This is a genomic window from Lysobacter sp. GQ73, from assembly GCF_059758755.1.
The window spans coordinates 1-219 of sequence record NZ_JCAXEE010000039.1 but is presented as its reverse complement, the minus strand read 5'-3'; the positions used below and the strand labels follow the sequence as shown (position 1 = coordinate 219).

The window sequence follows — 219 nt, the reverse complement described above, 5'->3', positions numbered from 1 at the left end:
GGTGTTCGCGACCGGCTTGCCGATATGCGAGGCGAAGCCGTCGTCGCGATCCATCGCCACCCAGGTCGAATAGGTGGTGGTTTCGGTCGGGCCGTACAGGTTGGCGACCGTGGTCACCTCAGTTTGGGCGAACAACTGCTCGACCAGCGCGCGCTTGAGCGGCTCGCCGGCCAGGTTGACCGTGCGCGTGCTCGCCGGCACCCCGCCGCTCTGCAGCAA

At 67.6% G+C, this 219-nt stretch carries 1 protein-coding gene; it reads right to left on the bottom strand.

Features of this window, described 5'->3' with window-relative positions:
* On the bottom strand, window positions 1-219 hold a 219-nt coding region (locus AC6CH2_RS22575; RefSeq protein ID WP_498271174.1), incomplete at both ends, for an AMP-binding protein.